Source organism: Clostridioides sp. ZZV14-6154, assembly GCF_020657785.1.
GTDB lineage: Bacteria > Bacillota > Clostridia > Peptostreptococcales > Peptostreptococcaceae > Clostridioides.
Genome location: NZ_JAGWCY010000017.1, coordinates 25442 through 47112, shown reverse-complemented (window position 1 = coordinate 47112; position 21671 = coordinate 25442). Strand labels below are relative to the sequence as shown.

At 27.1% G+C, this 21671-nt stretch carries 19 protein-coding genes; 17 read left to right on the top strand and 2 right to left on the bottom strand.

Annotated elements, in window-relative coordinates:
- The 8 genes from KGF45_RS18750 to KGF45_RS18715 form a co-directional block, all read left to right on the top strand.
- The coding region (locus KGF45_RS18750) for an RNA-guided endonuclease TnpB family protein (protein WP_227843029.1) at positions 1 to 586 on the top strand (586 nt) is incomplete at its 5' end.
- Positions 587 to 771: 185 nt separating this feature from the next.
- A complete protein-coding gene (locus tag KGF45_RS18745; protein ID WP_227830124.1) occupies positions 772 to 1953 on the top strand; it encodes an NADP-dependent malic enzyme in 1182 nt (393 codons plus the stop codon).
- A 181-nt stretch (positions 1954 to 2134) separates the two neighbouring features.
- Positions 2135 to 2398 (top strand): zinc ribbon domain-containing protein, encoded by a 264-nt coding sequence (locus KGF45_RS18740; RefSeq protein WP_077705485.1) that lies wholly within the window; start codon positions 2135 to 2137, stop codon positions 2396 to 2398.
- A 116-nt stretch (positions 2399 to 2514) separates the two neighbouring features.
- On the top strand, positions 2515 to 2943 hold the full coding sequence (locus KGF45_RS18735) for a hypothetical protein (RefSeq protein ID WP_227830123.1): 429 nt from the start codon (positions 2515 to 2517) through the stop codon (positions 2941 to 2943).
- A 237-nt stretch (positions 2944 to 3180) separates the two neighbouring features.
- A complete protein-coding gene (locus KGF45_RS18730) occupies positions 3181 to 3867 on the top strand; it encodes a response regulator transcription factor (RefSeq protein WP_227830122.1) in 687 nt (228 codons plus the stop codon).
- A 10-nt stretch (positions 3868 to 3877) separates the two neighbouring features.
- On the top strand, positions 3878 to 5119 hold the full coding sequence (locus tag KGF45_RS18725) for a sensor histidine kinase (protein ID WP_227843028.1): 1242 nt from the start codon (positions 3878 to 3880) through the stop codon (positions 5117 to 5119).
- 71 nt (positions 5120 to 5190) lie between these two features.
- Positions 5191 to 5874 (top strand): ABC transporter ATP-binding protein, encoded by a 684-nt coding sequence (locus tag KGF45_RS18720; protein ID WP_227830120.1) that lies wholly within the window; start codon positions 5191 to 5193, stop codon positions 5872 to 5874.
- On the top strand, positions 5871 to 8204 hold the full coding sequence (locus tag KGF45_RS18715) for an ABC transporter permease (RefSeq protein WP_227843027.1): 2334 nt from the start codon (positions 5871 to 5873) through the stop codon (positions 8202 to 8204). The genes KGF45_RS18720 and KGF45_RS18715 overlap by 4 nt, the downstream gene beginning before the upstream one ends.
- Before the next feature lie 87 nt (positions 8205 to 8291).
- Here KGF45_RS18715 and KGF45_RS18710 read toward each other — a convergent pair whose 3' ends face one another.
- Positions 8292 to 9134, bottom strand: coding sequence for a S1-like domain-containing RNA-binding protein (locus KGF45_RS18710; RefSeq protein ID WP_227830118.1), 843 nt, complete (start codon positions 9132 to 9134; stop codon positions 8292 to 8294).
- A gap of 292 nt (positions 9135 to 9426) precedes the next feature.
- On the opposite strand from KGF45_RS18710, the gene KGF45_RS18705 reads away from it, so the two are divergent.
- From KGF45_RS18705 to KGF45_RS18670, 8 genes are all read left to right on the top strand, one after another.
- A complete protein-coding gene (locus KGF45_RS18705) occupies positions 9427 to 10161 on the top strand; it encodes a GntR family transcriptional regulator (RefSeq protein ID WP_227843026.1) in 735 nt (244 codons plus the stop codon).
- A 9-nt stretch (positions 10162 to 10170) separates the two neighbouring features.
- Entirely contained in the window at positions 10171 to 11304 is a 1134-nt protein-coding gene (nagA, locus tag KGF45_RS18700) for an N-acetylglucosamine-6-phosphate deacetylase (RefSeq protein ID WP_227830117.1), read from the top strand.
- Positions 11305 to 11406: 102 nt separating this feature from the next.
- Positions 11407 to 12156, top strand: coding sequence for a glucosamine-6-phosphate deaminase (gene nagB, locus KGF45_RS18695; protein ID WP_227830116.1), 750 nt, complete (start codon positions 11407 to 11409; stop codon positions 12154 to 12156).
- 152 nt (positions 12157 to 12308) lie between these two features.
- Positions 12309 to 12587: a hypothetical protein gene (locus tag KGF45_RS18690; RefSeq protein WP_227843025.1), complete on the top strand. Its 279-nt coding sequence runs from the start codon at positions 12309 to 12311 to the stop codon at positions 12585 to 12587.
- Between the two features lie 569 nt (positions 12588 to 13156).
- Positions 13157 to 13789, top strand: a complete 633-nt coding sequence (locus KGF45_RS18685) for a response regulator transcription factor (protein ID WP_227841504.1) — start codon at positions 13157 to 13159, stop codon at positions 13787 to 13789.
- A 526-nt stretch (positions 13790 to 14315) separates the two neighbouring features.
- On the top strand, positions 14316 to 15062 hold the full coding sequence (locus KGF45_RS18680; protein ID WP_413926603.1) for an RNA-guided endonuclease InsQ/TnpB family protein: 747 nt from the start codon (positions 14316 to 14318) through the stop codon (positions 15060 to 15062).
- Between the two features lie 279 nt (positions 15063 to 15341).
- Positions 15342 to 16829, top strand: coding sequence for a sensor histidine kinase (locus tag KGF45_RS18675; protein WP_227830113.1), 1488 nt, complete (start codon positions 15342 to 15344; stop codon positions 16827 to 16829).
- Between the two features lie 218 nt (positions 16830 to 17047).
- Positions 17048 to 18661: a sensor domain-containing diguanylate cyclase gene (locus KGF45_RS18670; protein WP_227843024.1), complete on the top strand. Its 1614-nt coding sequence runs from the start codon at positions 17048 to 17050 to the stop codon at positions 18659 to 18661.
- Positions 18662 to 18804: 143 nt separating this feature from the next.
- On the opposite strand, the gene KGF45_RS18665 is transcribed toward KGF45_RS18670, so the two are convergent.
- Positions 18805 to 20355 (bottom strand): PucR family transcriptional regulator, encoded by a 1551-nt coding sequence (locus tag KGF45_RS18665; protein ID WP_227830111.1) that lies wholly within the window; start codon positions 20353 to 20355, stop codon positions 18805 to 18807.
- Between the two features lie 211 nt (positions 20356 to 20566).
- On the opposite strand from KGF45_RS18665, the gene KGF45_RS18660 reads away from it, so the two are divergent.
- Positions 20567 to 21646 (top strand): amidohydrolase family protein, encoded by a 1080-nt coding sequence (locus KGF45_RS18660; protein ID WP_227843023.1) that lies wholly within the window; start codon positions 20567 to 20569, stop codon positions 21644 to 21646.
- The last annotated feature ends 25 nt before the right edge of the window (positions 21647 to 21671 follow it).

The following is a 21671-nucleotide window of genomic DNA, read 5'->3' as shown; positions in this document are numbered from 1 at the left end:
AGATTTTGCAATATGTTCAAATGGAAGTAAATTTAAAAATATAAATAAGACTTCAACTATCAAAAAAGTTGAAAAGAAATTAAAAAGAGAGCAAAGAAAACTTTCAAGAAAATATGAGAGTTTAAAAATAAGAAATAAAATAGAAGAAGGGAGAGCTACTCGTCAAAATATCCAAAAGCAAGTAGTTAAAGTACAAAAACTTCATCAAAGATTGACTAATATAAGAACTGATTATATTAATAAAACTGTATCTTCGATTATAAAGCAAAAACCAAGCTATATAACTATTGAAGATTTAGCAGTTTCTAATTTGATGAAAAATAAGCATTTATCAAAGGCTATAGCAAGTCAGAAATTCTTTGAGTTCAAAACTAAACTAATGTCTAAGTGTAAGCAAAATAATATAGAACTTAGAATTGTTGATAGATTTTATCCATCATCAAAGACTTGTAGCCAGTGTGAAGAGATTAATAAGAATTTAAAACTTAAAGATAGAGTTTATAAATGTAGTTGTGGTTTATCTATTGATAGAGATTTAAATGCAAGTATTAATCTTAAAAATGCTAAAAAATATAAGATAGCTTAAATACAAAGTAATTTTCCCACACGCGGCTCAAAAGCACTTATATATGTACGGAGGGCTAACTTCGGAATTTAAGCCTTTGGAGAACTATACCAAATCGTAGTAGCTTAGGCAAGGCGAGGTTCAGTGAAGAAGGAAAAATCTCGATATGGATATATTTGACCATATTTTGAGTAGCAGGAAGATTGATGTCTAAGGATTACGCAAAATTGGCATTAGAAATGCATGAAGTTAATAAAGGGAAAATAAATGTAGAAAGTAAGGTAGAAGTTAAAACTAAGGATGATTTATCAACAGCATATACGCCAGGTGTTGCAGAACCTTGTCTAAAAATACATGAAAATCAAGAGGATGTTTATAGATATACTTCTAAAGGTAATTTAGTAGCAGTAGTTAGTGATGGAAGTGCTGTACTTGGATTAGGCAATATTGGTGCTGAAGCAGCTATACCTGTTATGGAAGGTAAATCTATATTATTTAAGCAATTTGGAGATGTAGATGCTTTTCCAATATGTTTAAAGACTAATGATGTAGATGAAATAGTTAAGTCTGTGGAATTAATGGAACCAGTATTTGGAGGAATAAATTTAGAGGATATATCTTCTCCAAGATGTTTTGAAATAGAAGATAGATTAAAAAAATCTTTGAGTATACCTGTTTTTCATGATGACCAACATGGTACTGCAATAGTAGTGGCAGCAGCAATAATAAATGCAATAAAGTTAATTGAAAACAAAAGAATAGAAGATTTAGAAATAGTTATAAATGGAGCAGGTGCTGCGGGCATAGCAATAGCAAAAATATTACTTAAAATGAATGTTAAAAATATAGTACTATGCAACAGAAGTGGTGCACTGGAAGCTAACATGGAAAGATTAAATTTGGTTCAAAAAGAAATGTTAGATGTAACTAATATAAGAAATGAAAAAGGTTCTTTGAAAGATGTTATAAAAGGTAAAGATGTATTTATAGGTGTTTCAGGTCCAAAAACTGTAACAAAAGAAATGGTTGAAAGTATGTCTGAAAAACCAATAATACTAGCAATGGCAAATCCTACTCCAGAAATAATGCCAGAAGAAGCAAAATTAGGTGGAGCGTTTATAATGGGAACTGGTCGTTCAGATTTCCCTAATCAAGTTAATAATGTTTTAGCATTCCCAGGAATATTTAGAGGGGCACTTGATGTGAAAGCTAAAGAAATAAATGAAGAAATGAAAATAGCAGCTGCATATGCAATTGCTAATACAATAACTGATGAAGAAATATGTCCAGAATATATATTACCAGATGTATTTAATAAAAATGTAGTAAAAAATGTTGCTGAAGCAGTTAAAGAAGCAGCAATAAAGACTAAAGTAAATAGAATATAACCTTTATTTAAGAATCAAAAATTTAAGTGAGTAAATAAAATATAGACTAATAGAATTTATATCTTAATATATAATTTTATTAGTCTTTTTATTTTTAATATGACATAATCATGTCATATTAATATTGCTATAATTTAAATATGGTTAGGAGCCAAAGAAAAATATACAAGGAGTGATTATAATGGAAGAAACTAGATTTTGTCAATGTTGTGGTATGCCAATGGGATGTACTAATGAATTGTATGGAACAAATAAAGATGGAAGTAAAAGTGATGATTACTGTAGCTATTGTTTTAAAGATGGTGAATTTACTGCTGATATAAGTATGGAAGAGATGATAGAAATCTGTATACCTCCTATGGTTCAAAGTAATAAAGGTATGACTGAAGATGAAGCAAGAAGTATGATGAATAATTTCTTTCCAACATTAAAGCGCTGGAAATAAGCTTATACAAAATCAATAACTCATATAAAATTCATTAAAACTTAATACTATAAACACATTAACTCTATATACTAATATTATTATATTTTATTAAATAATGTATTGGAGGAGTTAAAATGAAAAATTTTATTGAGAAGTTGAAAAAAAGTTTTGGAGTGAAGCAATTTAAAAAAATATCAAAAGTTTCAATTATAATGTACTGTTTATCTATTTTGTTGGTTATTTATGGTATATATGTATTTATAAATTGTACTGAATATATATATACTATGCTATCTACAAAACAGTTAACAGTCACAGGGAATGAATATAACATTATAAATTATTATATGAGTAACTTTAGTCAGTATATAATATTTGCTATTTTACTTGCATCAATGGGATTTGTAATACAAAAGCTAGGGCATATGAATTTCGATAAGATGGAACTTAGTGGTAACTATTCAACAAATATTAGAAATATAAGTGATATTTCTATAGGTAATGGTAAAGATAATGAAATGTTTGATAAAGGCAGTATTGAAAATAGTATTTTAAAAAAATAAATAATATAAATATATAAAATATGATTAAATAAAGCTTAGAATACTTAGTGTATTTTAAGCTTTTTTAATTATTAAGATTTCAAAGTATTAAATTAATGATATAAAATCATATAAAAATAATTTTAAAATATTTAAATCATTGATTTCAAGGTATTGTATTTTTAACAGAGTAAAAATATAATAAGTTAGGTATATAATATATGAAAAATAAAAATAAATAAAATGGAAGTGATTGAGATGAGTAGTATATTGTTGGTTGAAGACGATTTAAGTTTGATATATGGGTTAGAATTTTCTATACAAAAGAGTGGATTTAGTGTTGATATAGCAAGAACAGTAAAAGAAGCATTGCAAATGTACAAAGAAAAAAATTATGATTTACTGCTTTTGGATGTATCCTTACCTGATGGTAATGGTTTTGATATTTGTAAAAAGGTAAGAGAAATTTCTAATGTGCCAATTATATTTTTAACTGCTTCTGATGAAGAAGTAAATGTAGTAATGGGGCTTGATATGGGTGGAGATGATTACATAACAAAACCTTTTAAATTAAATGAGTTAATTTCAAGAATAAAAGCTTTGTTTAGACGTTATAATTTTACAAATGAAAATATAGCTGAATTAAAATCAAATAATATTACTGTTAAATTACTTGAAAATCGTGTTTTTAAAAATGAAATTGAGCTGGAACTTACTACAGCAGAATATAAATTATTGTGCCTACTTATGAAAAATAAAAACATTGTACTTACGAGAAAAAATATATTGGACAAGCTATGGGATGGAAATGGTAGTTTTGTAGATGATAACACTTTGTCTGTATATGTAAGAAGACTAAGAAATAAGATTGAAGATAATCCAGAAAATCCAAAATTTCTATTAACAGTTAGAAGAATGGGCTATAAATGGAATGTTATAAAGTGAGGGTGTTAATATGAAGATATTTTCTAATAAAGACATAAAAATATTTTTTTTGGCGATTATATCCGTTTTATTGATGTTTATGGTAGTAGGTCAAGTAGTAGTTGTAAATATAACCAGTGATTATAAAAGAGCATTGGTACAACATGATTATAATATAGCTGGATATTTACAGAGTATGGGTGTTGATAAATCAAAAATACCAGCAGTATTCACTACTAATGAAGATAAGTATCTTCTAAAAGGAAAAGAAATCTTAAATACAGCTGGATATGACTTTGATACAGATGATAGTTTTATGCCAAGTGTGAAATTGTTTCAAAGTAAATATATAAAAACTATGTTTCTGTATTTATTTATGTTCTTTGCTTTGATTATTTTTATACTGTATGTGTATTTTTTTAGGCAACAAAACAAGATAGAAGAAGCTAGTTATAAAATTGATTCATTTATGAATGGAAATATAAATGTACGGTTAAATACTTATGAAGAAGGTAGCTTATCAAAGTTATTTGGTTCAATAGATGCTATGTCAACATCTCTAAACACGCATATATTGAAAGAAAAACAGAATAAAGAATTTCTTAAAAATACAATTTCAGATATATCACATCAACTAAAAACTCCACTTACTGCATTGATGATGTACAATCAAATATTGCAAGAAGAGATTCATAATAGTGAAGTTATTGAAGGTTTTGTCCAGAAGAGTCAAAATGAATTAGAGCGTATAGAATCATTGATACAAAATTTATTAAAGATTACAAAGATAGATTCAAAGACAATAATTCTTAACAAAAATAGTGTTAACATAAAAAAAATGATTACTAAAATTTTATATAGTTTTGAAACTAGAGCAGAAAAAGAAGGAAAGATTATCTCTATAAGAGGCCTAGAAAATACAAACTTATTTTGCGATTATGAATGGATGTCAGAAGCTTTAAGTAATCTTATAAAAAATGCATTAGATAATACAAAAGAGAACGATAAAATAATGATAGAGTGGATTGAAACACCTATAACAACTATTATTTCAGTAAGGGATACTGGAAATGGAATTCATATTGAAGATATACATCATATATTTAAAAGATTTTATAGGAGTAAGTTTTCAAAAAATAATCAAGGTCTTGGACTAGGGTTGCCACTAGTCAAATCTATCATAGAACAACACAATGGAACCATCACTGTAGAAAGTAATTTTTCACAAGGATGTACATTTACTCTAAGTTTTTTAAAGCTTACTAATATGTAAGATAGGATACATCTTACAGTAAGGTGTATGAATTATTATGATATTAATCAATTAGAAAGGTGAGAGAGCAAATGGATATTCTTATGGTTAATAATTTATGTAAAACATATGGAAATGGATACACAAAAGTAGAGGCGTTAAAAGATGTATCATTTACAATTTCTAAGGGAGAATTTGTGACTGTAGTTGGAGAATCTGGCTCAGGTAAGAGTACATTATTAAATCTTTTAGGAGGTCTTGATACTCCAACCTCAGGAAAAATATTTATTGATGGTAAAGAAATATGTTCAATGAAAGAAGAAAAACAGACTATTTTTCGACGTCGTAATATAGGATTTGTCTTTCAATCATATAATCTTATACCTGAATTAACTGTGGAACAAAATATAGTATTTCCTTTACTACTAGATTACAAAAAACCAGATACTATTTATCTAGATGAAGTATTGACAATCTTAGGTCTTAAAGATAGAAAAAACCATCTTCCAAATCAATTATCTGGTGGTCAGCAACAAAGGGTTGCAATTGGAAGAGCACTGATTACAAAGCCATCAATTATATTGGCAGATGAGCCAACGGGAAATCTTGACAGTAAAAATAGTAGTGATGTAATTTCACTTTTAAAAGTGACAGCAGAAAAATATAATCAAACTATTATTATGATAACTCATAATACAAATATAGCTTCTACAGCAGATAGGATACTGCAGGTTTCTGACGGAGTGCTTAAAGACCTGGGGGTGAATAGAGAATGAGAAGCTACTTAGAGCTAGTACCACAGTATGCAAAGGTACATAAGAAAAAAAATAAAACTACAATTTTATGTATTGTCATTGCAGTATGTTTAGTTACTGCTATTTTTGGACTAGCAGATATGGCTATACAATGTCAAAAAGTACAATTTATTAAGGATGATGGAAATTGGCACATAGTACTTAAAAATCTTAATGAAGAAGCTATATCAGAAATAAGTAGTAGAGTAGATATAGCTCACCATGGGAGAGGGCAAGTTGCTAAAAATGGAGAATTTAAATCAAGGGAGATTTTGATACAAGGTTTAGATGAAGATTTAGCAAAACAATTAGGTCTAGAAATAATAAAAGGGCGTTATCCTGTTGGAGAGAATGAAACTTTAATAGATATAGATGCAGTTAAGGAATTTAATTTAAAAGTAGGAGACTTTATAAAAGTAAGGTTGTCAGATGGGAGAGATAAAAACTATAAGATAGTAGGCGTATATTCATCAATGGCAGGATTAAAAGCCTCAGATAAACATGGATTGATGCTTTCAATACTAGGTATACAAGCTATTGAAAAATCAGAAACATATAATAATTATTATATTACATTTAAAGACAGAGTTAATATTAGAAAAGCAACCTCTGATATTAAAAACACCTTAAACTTAAGTGATAAACAAGTTGGTAAAAATGAAAAATTACTTTCTATTATAGGTCAAGGTGACTCTGATTATTCTAAACCACTTTACTTGACAGCAGGAGTACTTTTTATACTTGTGTTAATAGCAAGTATTATCATGATATACAATAGTTTTAATATGGGTGTAGTAGAGAGAATAAAATTTTTTGGACTATTACGTTGCTTGGGAGCATCAAAACTCCAAGTCAAAAAATTTGTTGTTTTAGAAAGTTTAATTCTAAGTGTAAAGGCTATTCCAATAGGGGTGTTATTAGGAAGTATTGTAACCATTATATCCTCTATATTTCTCAAATATGTGAATACAGAGTTATTTGGTTCGATGCCAATTTTAAAGGTTAGCTTTATAGGTATTGTGTTTGGAATAATAGTAGGATTTTTAACAGTAATATTATCAGCTGTTGTTCCAGCAAAAAAAGCTTCTCGAGTATCGCCACTAAGTGCTATACGTGGAAATCTAATGTTCAAAGAAATTTTAACTAATGAAAAAGCAAGTAAAATTGCTAATGCAAGAAGTTCTAAAATTGATACTTCTATGGGAATAAATCATGCTTTTTCAAGAAAAAAATCTTTTATACTGATGACTTCTTCATTTGCTATTAGTATTGTGTTATTTTTAGGTTTTAGTGTATTTATAGACTTTATGTATCAAGCACTTAAACCTATAAAGCCAGAAGCTGCTCATATATCTATTGTTGACCCTGACTTTAAATCTGTTCTTACTAAAGAAGATATTAATGAAATAAGTAATATCAAAGGAATAAAAAAAGTATATAGTAGAATGATGACAGATATAGAGGCTACATATGATAATAAAGGGGCAAAATCTCAGCTAATTTCTTATGAAAAGAATCAATTTAACTGGGCTAAAAAGTATCTAGTAAAAGGGGAAATTAATGAAGAAAAATTAGAGTCAGAAAATCTTGGATTGGTAGAGGAAGGTCATGGGTTTAATATTGGAGATAAGATATATATTAAAAATGGAAATTCTAAGAAAGAGATAGAGGTAGCGGGTATACTTTCTTCAACTCCATTTGATGTTAAAGACAAATATATTGGAAATATTATAACATCTGAAAATACTTTTACAAATGTAACAGGTATAAAAGACTATATAATAATTGATACTCAAGTTGATGAAGATGCTCCTGGAAATTTAATTCAAAATATAAGAAGTATGCTAGATGATACTTTAGAGGTTCGAGATAAGCGACAAGGTAACTTAGAAGCTAAAAATTCATTTTACACTATGGCAATTTTTGTATATGGGTTTGTATTTATAATTGCGATTATAAGTATGTTTAATATCATAAACAGTATGAGTATAAGTGTTACAAGTAGAATAAATTATTATGGTATTATGCGTGCAATAGGCATGTCCAATAAGCAATTAAGAAAAATGGTAATAGTAGAATCAAGTACATATGTTTTAAGTGGGTGTTTATTGGGTAGTGTACTTGGATTAATATTACATAGGTATATATTTGTATCTTTAGTAACATTAAAATTTCATATAGAGTGGCAAATACCTTTTGATTTACTGTTTATCATTGTGGTGACTATGATACTAATAACTTTACTATCAGTAAGAAAACCAATTAAAAAGATTTGTGAATTAGACATAATAGATGTAGTAAATGCGCAATAAATATAGGTAGTAACTTAAACAAAAATCGAAGTAAATATGAAATAGAAAATATCTTTCATTTTTACTTCGATTTTTGTGTTATATAATTTACTTTAGATAAGTTCCATCTTCATCTTGATAAATTAAGTCTTTCTTCATAAGTACTCCAAGAGCACGTTTAAAATTTTTCTTACTTGAATTAAATAAGATAGAAATATCTTTAGGGTCAGATTTATCATTAAATCTCATATATCCATCTGAACCTTCTAAATAGCTTAAAATTTTATTTTCTAAGGTATCAAGTTCATCTTTTCTGTTTCCTCTAGGAGAAAGCCCTAATTTACCATCATCATATATTTTTATAACATGTAAATTTTCAAGAACATCTCCAGCTTTTAATTCTGTAAAGTATTCATTATGAAGGATTACACCAGCATATTTATTGTCAACACATATCATAGCAGAGTTGTTGGTTTGGAATCCATACACAACTCCATTTACCACATCCCCTGCATTGTAAGTATGGTCTGTCTCTAAATATGAATCTATATCTGTAGTAGCAGCTATTCTTCCACTTTTATCTAAATATATATAAAATAAATATTTTTCATCTCTAAACAATGGATAAGTCTTAGCTTTAAAAGGAACTAGTATGTCTTTTGTAAGCCCCATATCTATAAAAGTACCAATGTCTGTGTTATCAACTACTTTTAGATATGCAACATCTCCAACTTTAGCTAAAGGAGGTATTAAAGTTGCAGCAGTTCTATCCTCAGAATCTTTAAATATAAAAGCATTTACTTCATCGCCTATATTTATTTCATTTTTTCCTATTAATCTATTGTGAAGAAGCACATCGTCCTTTGTGTTATTAGTTTGTCCATCTAGGAAATATCCAAATTCTGTTTTTCTCTTTACTATAAGCTTATTAAAATCACCTATTTTTATCAAATTAAAATCATCCTCTCATTTTATATTTACAATTTAGTCATACTACTCTTATGTAGTAGTGTTTCACAGTATATGTATTAGTATTAGTGAAATTTATAATAAATAATGTAATTATTCATGTATTTTCAATTATTTAGCTTCTTATATAGTATAAACTCCAATTTCTTTTTTGTCTTTAGATTTTCCTAAAATTTTTACAAAATAAGTTAAAAGTATTGAAATAAATTTTCTTTTAAAGTATAATTGGTATATACCAAAATTGGTATATACCATATTGAAAAGTGGTGATTTTATGAAAATAGTAGATAAATCTAGTAATATACCATTGCATACTCAACTAAGTGCCATAATAAGAGAGATGATAGAAACAGGTGAGCTTAAAGAAGGTGATGCAATAATACCAGAAAGAGAACTTTGTAATATACAAAATGTAAGTCGTATGACAGTGAATAAAACTATTGTTGGCTTAGTTACAGAAGGTCTTCTTTACAGGGTACAAGGAAAGGGTACATTCGTCGCAAAGCAAAAAAAGAAGTATCAGTTCTCAAATGTAAAAGGTTTCACTGATGTAATGAAGGAAAAGGGAGTAAACATAAGAACGGATATATTATCCTTTGAGATGGAACTACCAGACGATTTAGTAAAAAGAAAGCTTGAAATAAGTGATAATACAACAAATATATATAAAATTATTAGACTTAGATATACAGATGGAGAGCCATTTGGATTAGAAATAGTGTATTTATCAGAAGAAATGTGTAAAGGTCTTACAAAAGGAATATTAGATAATTCTTCATTATATAGAGTTTTGAATGAAAAATATGGCTACAAGATACAAAAAGCTGAGCAAGTAATGGAGCCAATTATACTTTCAGATGAAGAAAGTAAGCTTCTTGAAACAGAAGAAGGTTCTTTAGCCCTTAAACTTCATAGGAATTCTTATAATAAAGAAGGTAATCCTATAGAGTATACCATATCGATATTTAGAACAGATAAATATCAATATGAAATAGTATTGAGTGAGTAGGTGAATAAGGTGAAATGTTTAATTAATGGGAAAATAGTATTAAAAAATCAAATTTTAGAAAATAAAATATTAGTATTTGATGAAAAAATAATTGATATAGCTGATGAGATACCAAAAGATTGTGAAGTTATAGATGTTGATGGTAAATATATATCTCCAGGTCTTATTGACATTCATATACATGGAAATATGGGGAAAGACACAATGGATTCAACTGATGAATCTATTGAGACAATTTCAAAATCAATAATGAGACATGGTGTAACATCTTTTCTTCCAACTACAATGACAATGGATAAAGAGCATGTTTATGATGCACTTGAAGTTATTAAAAAAGCTAAAAGTAGAAAAACTGGAGGAGCTCAAGTATTAGGAGCACATTTAGAAGGACCTTTTATAAATGAAAATTATAAAGGGGCACAAAATGAAAAGTTTATAATAAATTCAAAATATGAATTTATCAAAGAATACAAGGATGTTATAAAGGTCATAACTTATGCTCCAGAAAAGGATATAGATTTTGACTTTACTAGAGAAATCAAAAGATGTACAGATATAGTTTTATCTATTGGTCACAGTAATGCAAGTTATGAGCAAGCTAAGGAAGCTATAAACTTAGGTGTAACAAATATAACTCATATGTTTAATGCAATGACTGGATTAAACCATAGAGACCCTGGAGTTGTCGGTGCAGCACTTACAACTGATGTATATAGTGAATTAATAGCAGATACAATCCATATAAATAAAGATTTATTTCAATTTATATTGAACAACAAAGGTAGAGAAAGATTGATTTTAATAACAGATTCTATTGAAGCAGGTGGGCTTGAAGATGGAAATTATGCTCTTGGAGGTCAAAAAGTTATAGTTAAAGGTAATGAAGCAAGACTTGAAAATGGTGCATTAGCTGGTAGTGTATTGTCTTTAAATAAAATGGTACTTAACTTTCTAAATAATACAAACCTTAGAGTAAATGAAGCAATTAATTTAGCATCTTTAAATCCAGCAACATCTTTAGGCATAAATGATAAAAAAGGAAGTCTAGATATAGGTAAAGATGCAGATATAGCTGTCTTTGATAAAAATTTGGACTGCAAGATGACTCTATGCTTGGGTGAAGTAGTATACAAAACTATGTAGTGTGTAAAAAATAAGCTTTAAAGAAAATAAAAGATATTTAAAAATAGTAATAAATTAAACTTATATCAGTGAAAGTATTAGCTAAAATTTAGGAGGAATAAAATGAGAGTATTAGTATGTAAAGATTATGATGGAATGAGTAAAAAAGCAGCTGAAATGATAGCGGCTCAAATAGTTTTAAAGCCAAATTCAATACTAGGATTAGCTACAGGAAGTACACCAATAGGTATGTATAGAGATTTAGTTAAGAAATATAATGAAAATATAGTAGATTTTTCAGATGTAATAAGCTTTAATTTAGATGAATACTATAAGTTGCCAATATCTAATGACCAAAGTTATGATTATTTTATGAAAGAAAATCTTTTTAATCATGTAAACATTAAGTCAGAAAATACTCATTTACCAAATGGAATGGCTGATGATATTGAAAAAGAATGTATGAATTACGAAGCTTCTATGGATAGAGCAGGTGGTATAGATGTACAAGTACTTGGAATAGGCCGTAATGCTCATATAGGTTTTAATGAACCTGATAATAAATTTGCAAAAAGAACTCATGTAGTTGAATTAACAGAATCTACAATAGAAGCTAATGCAAGATTCTTTGAATCAAGAGAAGATGTTCCTAAAAAAGCTGTAAGTATGGGAATTGGCTCAATTTTAAAATCTAAAAAAATATTACTTTTAGCTTCAGGAGAAGAAAAAGCTGATGCAGTATATAAAACTGTTTATGGCGATATAACTCCAGAAGTTCCTGGTTCTATACTCCAACTTCATAAAGATACTATAGTTATAGTAGATGAAGCAGCAGCAAGTAAGTTAAACCCAGAAGATTACAAACTAGTATAAGAATACGAAAGATAATTCTAAAAGAATAGCTATCTTTGAATAATTTTGATTATTTAAAGATAGCTATTTTTATTTAAACTATTTAATATATATACTATTTCTTGTAAAAACTTGTTATTAAAAAATATCCAAATAATATATTAAAAATTGTTATGCTTAAGAATTTGTTATCAGTTATAATAATGCTACCTACAATTGGTAATCTTCCTATTCCAAAATTAAAGATTAATATAGGCATTGCTGATAGTAAAAGAAATGGTAAACAAAGAATAATCAATCTTGGTACATTAATACTCCAACTGCCACTTTTTCTATATTCATTAAGAAATGATTCAAATCCCAGCAATAATCCAATGGGACCACATGAAATTAAATTAATAAAGAGAAGCTTATTAAAGTTGAAGGCAAAGTCAGTGCGAGTTTGTACATAGTAGTCAAAATTCAGCTTTACAACTAAAAGATATAGAATAACTAAAATAATCAAAAATAAAAAATATCTAATTGACTTTTTCATTTTAAATTCCCCTTTCAAAAGAATTTTATCTAGTTTGATTTTGTTATAACCTAAATTTTATTGAACTGATTCAAGAAAAATCTAAAATAGTTGAAGTAGTGAGATGAACAGATTTTAATATGCAAAAATTTATTAAAAAAACAATAAATTATAGTATTTAGTATAATTATAATGGTAATAGTTAGAATATTCAATAAAAAACATGACAAATATCATTTTTAATAAAAAACGAATAAATATAGTCGATTATTGAACTATTACGTTGTACTATTTCTTATATACAATTCAACAATATTATCGAAAGCTTATATTTGCCATAAATTTGCCTTAAAATCCAAACAAGTTTGAAACTAACGTACTACAAAAAACTGATATAATTTAAGTATAGGAGAAAAATTGAAATAGAAATCTTATTAGAAATTAGTAGTCAATTAGTATATTAGATTATTTAATTTAAATTAAAAGTGAAATAAGGAGGAATTTTTTATGCAGAAATTAATTTATATAGCAGATGATGAAGATAATATTAGAAATTTAGTAAAGACGTTTTTAAAAAATGAAGGTCACAATGTTGTAGATTTTAAAACTGGAGATGAACTTTTAGAACAATTTAATAAAAAAGAATGTGATTTAGTAATCCTAGACATAATGATGCCAGGTTCAAGTGGATTTGAAGTATGCACAAAGCTTCGTGAAAAAAGTACAGTACCAATAATAATGCTTACAGCAAGAGATACTGACATAGATTATATCACAGGAATAACTTTGGGAAGTGATGATTATTTTACAAAACCCTTTAGTCCTATGTCATTGGTTATGAGAGTAAAGTCTATATTTAGAAGGATTGAATTTGAGAAGAAACAGAATTATGATAAGTGTAATGATTTTTTAGACATGGAATTAAAATTTGGAGATGTAACAATAAATAAAAAAAGTAAGATGGTTACAAGTAAAAATATCAATATAGATCTTACACCAAATGAATATAATTTATTGACATATTTATTTGAAAATAGAGATAGAGCAGTCTCTAGGGATGAATTGTTAAATAAAATATGGGGATATGATATAGAAGTTGAGACAAGAGCTGCAGATGATACAGTAACAAATAGTTTATAAAACTTTATAAAAAAATTATAAAAATATAAACTATACTGCGTATGTAGAGAAATCTGCATAGGACACCACTTTAAAACCAGTAAACCCTAAAGCTCTACTACCACAATAAAGGATAGAATCAGAAACCTTTATGATGGGGAGAAATCATAACAAGTGTAGAGATGGCATAAGGTTAAATCCTAAGTGCTTATACAATGGAGATTTGGTCGCCAAGCCTAGAAATAGGAAGGTCAAACGACTAGACCGAGAGGTCGTAAAGCCCTAAGCGATTGAGGGAAGAAATGGGTGGCTCTTAACAGGTAATGCTGAAGATGAAGAAATAGTCTTTGCACGTTCTGAAAGGAAGTGGTTATTAGCGTGAGCGAAATAGCATCTACAAAGTAGCGATTGTAGATAAAAATGTATAAACTCTATAAATTAATATAAATACTTTATAATTCGTCAAATGTTAAATTAAATAAACTTGCAAAAAAAGAAACTCTCTATTTATGAGTGTTCCTGTAATTTTCACAATGGCTATAATTAGATTATAAAAGTTCTAAATCCAAGGGTAAAGTTTAATGGAAAGTATTGGTACTTGTCACTAGCAATGGAAGTCGAGGAAAAAACTGATATTAAACTTACTAATGAAAGTATAGGTATTGATTTAGGTATCAAGGATTTAGCCATAGTTAGTAATATAGATGAGCCTTTTAAAAACATTAATAAATCAAAAGAAGTTAAAAGATTAAATAAAAAACTTAGAAAACTTCAAAGGCAAGTTTCAAGGAAATATGATATGTTGAAAAGTGGTAACACCTTTCAAAAAGGTGAGAAACTTTTAAAAACTCAAAATATCATAAAAGTTGAAAAGCAGATAAAACTTGTCTATAAAAAACTTTCTGATATTAGATTAAATCATATACACCAAACTACTAATACAATAGTGAAAACCAAGCCTTGTAGAGTAGTAGTAGAAGATTTAAATGTAAGAGGTTTATTGAAAAATAAACACTTGTCTAAATCAATTTCAGAGCAATATTTTAATAAGTTTATAACTATACTTGAATACAAATGCAAATGGAACAAAATTGAATTTGTTAAAGCAGATAGATTTTATCCAAGTAGTAAAATGTGTTCATGTTGTGGAACTATCAAAAAAGATTTAAAGTTAAAAGATAGGACTTATGTATGTCCTAATGAAAAATGTAATCTTGTGATTGATAGGGATAAAAATGCAAGTATTAATTTAGCAAATTATAAAAGTAATCGCCAGTGTGGTTACTTAAATTAGCATAGAAAATCAAATAAAAAGATTGTGCTAATATGTAGACATTGACGAGGTCGAATTTAAGCCTTTGGACTGCCATATTAAACTAGAGTAGATATTCTTATGAATTTCAAAATAGGGCAGGATGAAAAAGGAAATAAAACTATAAAAAATATAAAGTATTTATATAAATTTATAGAGTTTATACGTCAGTAAAGAGACTACGTAAAAAAATTTTAGAAACAAATATTTTAATAGAAACTGTCTGGGGATTTGGGTTTAGATTAAAGGAGAAAAAATCAGATGGAAAATGAAAATAATAAAAGTATAAAAAATCAAGTTAAATCATTATTTAAATTGAAATTTTCAAGGAAAAATATAAGTATAAAAACTAGGATTTTAGTGAGCATATTAGGTTTGACAGTAGTGGTTTTCTTGATAATATTAGTATCTTTTAACATATTGGTCAATACATATATAAAAACAACAGCAAATGAAGAACTTACAAAATCTACAGAAATGATAGAACATATGGATAGTAATTTTAAGCCTATTAAGCCTCCGCAGAATGATGGAAAGCTACCTCCTAAAGAATTATCGAACTTTATTAGAAATGTACAAGATAAGGTTAGAATGGCAGAGATGCAATCAGATGCAGATGCAATGGTAGTTGATTCTAACTATAAACTGATATTTCCAACTAGAGAGGATGATTTTTTAAAAAATATTGATGAAATGGATTTGATTAGAACTTATATTCAAAATGAAAAATTGGATTTAAATTCAGATAATAATACACGTGTTTCTACTGGAAATAGAGATTATTATATTTCCACTGTAAAAATTACTAGTATAAATGATGAACAAGATAATTATTTAATACTTTTTATAGATATATCAAAGACTTTAAATTTAGCCCAGAAGATAAATATTGTATTAATATCTGTAATGTGTTTTGCTGGGATATTGGCGATATTTACAGCTGTGATTTTATCTGAAAAAATTGCAAAACCTATAAAAGAGTTATGTGGATTTGCAAAAAAAATAGGTCAAGGAGATTTTAAAAGAAATTACTTTGATTTTTCGGATAAGGAGTTAGTAGAGCTTTCAAATGTTATGAATAAGAGTGCTGAATATCTGGATAAGTATGATAATGAGCAAAAAATATTTTTCCAAAATGCATCTCATGAACTTAGAACTCCACTTATGTCTATTAAAGGATATGCAGAAGCTATAAAGTATAATATTATAGATAGCAAACATGCAAGTGATATCATACTTGAAGAAAGTGATAGGTTAAATGATATGGTTGAAGATTTACTGTATATTTCTAAAATAGATAATATCACTAAAGATTATGAAATGGTAGAATGTGATTTAAGAGAAGTGCTTTCAAACTGTGGCTCTAGGCAAAATGTAAGAGCTATAAATAAAGGAATAAAGTTTAATTATGAATTTGAGGAAGACATGGTTCTATTTGAATGTGATGAAAAAAATATATCCAAAGCATTTATGAATCTTATAGAAAATGCTTTAAGATATGCTAAGAGTGAAATTAAAATAATATGTAAACATAATCAAAAAAATATAGTTGTAATAGTGGAAGATGATGGAATAGGAATTAATAAAGAAGATTTACCTCATGTATTTGACCGATTTTACAAGGGAGTTGGCGGAAATCATGGAATTGGATTATCAATAGTTAAATCCATTGTAAATAAGCATGGAGGTCGTATATATGTAGAAAATGGGAAAAAGGGTGCTAAATTTACTATAGTGTTTAAGTTATAAAAAAATATAAAGAGTAATTAAAGAAAATATAGTAATATTTAAAGTTGTTTTTTACATATATCTATTGTATACTGTTGAAAAAAGAAGAATATCAAGCTGACATATATTGTAAAATTTGACATTTAAAGTACGTGTTTAAATATAGATAGAGAAAGGAAAAGTAAAATCTGAGGAGTATTTAAGTTTAAAGAGACCCTTGATTTTACAAAAAATTATTTATGAAAGAACAACTGCTTTTTGATATTACAAATTTAGTAACAGTTGTGTTTGAAGCCTTTGTTGTCCATATGTTTTTATCAGATTTTTTAGGTCAAAGAGAAGAATATACAAAAGCTATAAAATATGCTAGATTGGGTTTTATGATATGTTTAGGTATTTCTAATTTAGTAACTTTAAATCCTATAGTAACAATGCCTTTAATTTTTATCCTTATTTTTTCGTCCTCATTTTTGTATGAAGGAAATATAAAGACACGATTATTTGCGACTGTATTACTAAGTTCATTTTTTATACTATCAGAAGTTGTAGTTACAAGTATCTTTGTTTTATTTATAAAAGAAGATTTTAAAATAATGTTTGAAAATAATAGCATAAGAGTATTAGCTGTAATTTTATCAAAAATTGTTTTTTTATTTATCTGTAAAATTGTTTGCCTTTTTAAAAAGGACATACATTCAGATATGCCAATAAAATATTGGCTTCCTTTACTTGTAATACCTTTATTTAGTGTATTTTTATCTATTTCTATTTTTGATATAAATAAATTTTTTCCAGCTCAAAGTTTAAAAATTTTAAACTTAATATCAAGTGTTGGTATTTTATATATCAACTTTATTGTATTTTATTTATTTAAATCTATTATAGAAAAGACTAAATTGTCTATGAAATATGAAATGCTTGAAAAAGAAGTAGTTCATAAGGAAGAATTAAGGCTTAGTAATGAGCGTTACAAAACTATTGTTGAACAGACTGATTCTGTTGTTTTTGAATGGAACATCAAGGAGAAGAAGTCATTTGTGTCTCAAATTTGGACTGAAAAATTTGGATATAGTAGTGTTTGTGAAAATATTTTTAAAGAAATTAGAGATAAAGATTTAGTTCATCATGAAGATTATAATATCTTTGAGAGTTTTTTTGAAAGTATTCAAAAGAATAACAAACATAATCAAGCAGTTTATCGTTTAAGAAAATCTAGTGGTGAGTATATTTGGTGTAGAACATCAGCAACAAATATTTGTAATAATGAGAATGAGATTTTAAAAGTTGTGGGAGTAATTGTAGATGTAGATAATGATATAAAAAAATATGAAGAATTAAAAACTAGAGCAGAAAGAGACTCCCTAACTAATGTATATAATAAAGGGGTATTTGAAAAATTAGTAGAAGAAGCTATAGTCATGAATAAAGGTGATAAAAAAGATGCTTTATTCATTATTGACTTAGATGATTTCAAAGAGATAAACGATAATTTTGGACATCCATTTGGAGATTTTGTACTAAAAACTTTTGCTGAGAAGATTCAAGCTAATTTTGATAATGAAGATTTAATTGGTCGAATTGGTGGAGATGAATTTGTGGTATATATGCGAGATTATTATACAGAAGCAAATATACATAAAAAAGCAAAAAAATTAAACAGAGTTCTTACAGATAATTACAAAGATTTAAGTTTTAGCTTTGAGGCTTCTGTTAGTATTGGTATTGCAAGGTATCCTCAAAATGGAAATTCATTTTTAGAATTGTTTAAAAATGCAGATAGAGCACTTTATAATGTAAAGGCATCTGGAAAAAATTCATATTGTTTATTTGAAGAAGATATTTATATACATTAATTTTAATACAATAAAAATTTGATTAATATGTATAGTTATGTGATAGATGATTATATAAATCTTTAGAATATAATTATAACTTGGAACTACAGTTAATTTTGTGAAAATACAAAACTAGCTGTAGTTATTTTTAATTGTAAACATCACTTAGGCAAGTAGTCTATTTTTTTATTAATTTCAAGCATCCTTATAGAAATATAAATTTGAAGTATTTCATCAGCATAATTTAATGTAATACCGGTAATTTCCTTTATTTTATTAATTCTATAAAATAAAGTATTTCTATGAATATTTAAAATCTTAGCTGCCTTACTGGGGGAGTTACTGAAGTATATATATTGTTTTAAAGTTTCTAAGAAATTAGAACCATTTTTTTTATCCTCTTCCATCAATTTAGTTACAGCAGGATGATTAAGATCATATAAATCATAGTTTGCACTAAGTAGCTCGTAAAGTATATATGGTATGCTTTTTCCAAATGGAGAAAAATTTATACCATATTTTTGAGCAATTTCACTGGCTCTTTTAGCTTGATTATAATATTTATGGCTATCAGATAACTTTGAGAATTTTGAACTTATACCAGCATAAAGTGAATTTAGCTTTAAGTAATCAATAAAATCCTTATTTTCACAATCGATTAAATTAGGAATCAAGGAATCATTAATAAAAACAACTAAAGCAGATTTATATACTACACAGTTATTAGAAGGTATAAATGCACTTAAAGATTGCATAATAAAAGGTACTTTACTGTCAAAAGAATTATTATCCTTGTTTACTATTACCATTATATTTAATGAATTTGATTTAGTCCAATTTAAATAGTGAAATCTTTTACTTATAGTATCATCATCTATATATTTTTTTTCCAATAAATCAGAAAGTATATAATTAGGAATAAGTTTTTTATCTATATTAAATAAATTATTTTTTTGTAGTTCAAGAGAGATGGCTTTATTAAGTGATTCTAATAGTTTAAAGTGAAAATTCTTAAAGGGTATTTTCAATTCACAGACGGCTATATGAGCTACCTCGATTTCTTCTACACATACTGATGAAATTAGTGTGCCAAGCCAGTTATTTGGTTTATTTTCATCTTTAGTAGATTTGTTATAATATATTTTTTTGTGTATATTTTGATATTTTATGTAATTTATAGTTTCTTCATTTAAATATGTGTCACCATTAGAATCTTCATTAAGTTGCAATATATCCTTAACATTACAAGAATAAGCTAAGACTTTGAAGCTAGAATCTCTAACTATTATAGGATAGCCAAATTCCTCATATGCTATATCAATTAAATATTGTATGCCTTTATTTTCAGAGACTACATTAAAAAATTTTTGAGAAGATAAACTAATATGTATTTCTTGATTGATGACATTTAATAGTTCACTAAAAAGGTCATATTTTTCTTTTTTAGACTTTATGATACAAATATTTGAATTTAAATTGTATATTTTCAAATCACTGTTATTTTCATTCTGTATAAATATACCTAAAAAATTTATATTGGTCAAATTTACAGGAATATCCGATATATTTCCTAAATACAAACATCCTGAAATAAATTCAGTCTGCTTATTTTTATAAATATTTAAGCTGGTGATATCTATATCTTCGTCTGAAAATGGCTTTAAAACTGATATATACTGAGATATTTCTTTCATTAAATCTATTAGTTTCATTCTAAAACTCCTATAATCATATTTGATTGTGCTATAGCACAATCACTATAATATATTTTACAACAAAGTTTAAATTGTAATACATAGTTTAGATAAAATTATTTATATATAATTAGTTATATAAATTAAGAAAGATTCAAAGTAATAAAAATAATAACTTAATAAAAGGTAAATGTCTTAATAAATTCAAAAATAAAAGGAGTGTAAGACTATGGCAACAACTGAAATTGCAAATGCTAGAATATTTGATGGAGAAAAGCTCTTAGAAGCAAAAAGTATTGTTATAGAAGATGGATTAATATCATCAAAAACAACTGGTGACATTATTGTAGATGGGGAAGGATGTACTTTACTTCCAGGATTTATTGATTCTCATATACATTTAGATAGTATAAAAAACCTGGAGGATGCAACTAACTGGGGTATAACTACTATGCTTGATATGGCAACTGATAGTAAAGAGATAGTAGATTATTTGAGAAATAGAGAGGGATTAACAGATATTCGTAGTGTATATGAACCTGTAGCACCAGCAGCACATCCTCACCTTATGGGAATGGGATTTAAAGACAGTAAAATATACACTATTGAAGATGCTGAAAATTTTGCTAAGAAACAAATTAAACAAGGAGCAGATTTTGTAAAGCTTATAATAGAAGATCCAAAAACATCAAATACAGCTTTTGATTTTAAAACTATAAAAAGAGTAGTTGAAGTATCTCATGAAAATGGTAAAAAAGTATTCGCTCATGCACCTACAACTATAGCTTATGAATATGCAGAAAAAGCAGGTGTTGATGTAATAAATCACATTCCATTTATAGGTAAATTATCTGATGAGGTAATTAAAAATATAAAAGATAAAAATCTTATTTCAGTTCCAACAATAGTTATGATGGAAAAAATAGCATCAAATATAAATAAAGTCACAGGAAGAGAAGATATTAGATTAGAAACAGCAATAGAAAATACAGCAGCACTGAAAAAAGCTGGAGTAGATATACTAGCTGGTACTGATTCAAATAATGATGAAAACTCTGTCAGCATAGTAAAGCATGGAGAATCCCTTCATCGTGAGTTTGAATTATTAGTTAGAGCAGGGCTTACTACAACTGAAGTACTTAAGAGTACAACAAGTTTACCAGCAAAATTATTAGAACTTGATGACCGTGGAGTAATAAAAGAGGGAAAAAGAGCCGATTTAGTAATGGTTGAGGGAGACCCAACTAAAGATATAACAGCAACTAGAAATATAGAAGGTGTATGGATAAAAGGTAAGAGAGTAAGATAGTAGCTTGAGTATTATTAGATGAATA